This window comes from Streptomyces africanus (assembly GCF_002150735.1).
Classification (GTDB): Bacteria; Actinomycetota; Actinomycetes; order Streptomycetales; family Streptomycetaceae; genus Streptomyces; species Streptomyces africanus.
The window spans coordinates 1-1,107 of the sequence record NZ_MUKA01000504.1 but is presented as its reverse complement, the minus strand read 5'-3'; the positions used below and the strand labels follow the sequence as shown (position 1 = coordinate 1,107).

General features: G+C 67.1%; 1 protein-coding gene and 1 pseudogene. Both read right to left on the bottom strand.

What is annotated here, in order from left to right; genetic code table 11:
• A pseudogene (locus CCL05_RS40840) lies at nucleotides 1-412 on the bottom strand (LysE family translocator); the annotation flags it as partial.
• 120 nt (nucleotides 413-532) lie between these two features.
• Nucleotides 533-1,015: a nuclear transport factor 2 family protein gene (locus CCL05_RS40835; RefSeq protein ID WP_086565627.1), complete on the bottom strand. Its 483-nt coding sequence runs from the start codon at nucleotides 1,013-1,015 to the stop codon at nucleotides 533-535.
• Between the last annotated feature and the right edge of the window lie 92 nt (nucleotides 1,016-1,107).

Sequence of the window (1,107 nt, the reverse complement as noted above, 5' to 3'; positions counted from 1 at the left end):
CCACAGGGTGTCGCTGATCAGGCCGATCGAGATCGGGATCAGGCCCAGCAGCAGCATCTGCAACGGGATCCGGTCCGCCGTGTGGTCCACGCACTGGGGGAGTACGGCGGCGAAGAACACCACACCCTTCGGGTCGGTGACGCCGACCAGCACCCCGTCGAGCACGGTCCGCAGATCCCCGCAGGGCTCTTTCACCGACTGCGTCGTGATCGCCGACGCCTTCAGCTTCTTACGCTGCCGGAACGCCTGGATTCCCAGGTGGACGAGATAGGCCGCACCCGCCAGCTTGAGTCAGGTAGAGCGCCGCAGACTGTTCGACCAGCGAGCCGATTCCGACCGCGACGGCCACGACCCGCAGGTACGAGCCGAGGACGTTGCCGAGGGCGGTTGCCAGGCCGTCTGCCGCTCGCCGTGATGCGCCACACCCCTGTGATCCGGGCCACTTCAGCTCCGCGTGAGGAGCGGGCCTTTCCCAGGATCACAGCACCGGGCCTGCGAAGCCGCGTGGTGGCCCCACGGGGGCCGCTGAGCTTCACACGGCGTTGTCCAGACCGACGAACAGCTCGGCGATACGCCACTCGTCTTCGGCGTGCTGCAGCGTGAACGTGTAGAAGCCGGTCGAGAGCAGGGTCGCGCTCCCGCCCGCGTTCGACGTCAGCATCAGGTAGGCCCACACCACTGCCGTGTCGGCGTCCGCACGGCGGAAGACCATGTTGGTGAGGTTGTGCCTTCGCTGATCGGTCTGCGCTTCCGTTGCCTCTCGCACCAGGTCGAGAATCGCCGCGCGTCCGACGAAGGGGCCCTGCTCGACCTCACCGGCGATGTTGACCGTCCAGGTGGCGTCTTCGGTCAGAACGCCCGCCAGCGTCACCAGATCTCCGTGATCCAGGGCGAAGGCGTACCGTGCCAGCGTCTGCTGGACGGCGAGCCGCTCTGCGGGGTCGAGATCCGCATCTCCTGCCGGTGTTGTGTAGAGGTGGCTGCTTCCCCAGCCGAAGGCCGCAGTCGTCGTCATATCAAGCCTCGCTCGTGCTCGGTTGTCGGGTGAAAAATCGGGCCCGCACAGCGACAGCGGTCATCTGGCGTGTGCCGGAAGGCCGGAAGGCG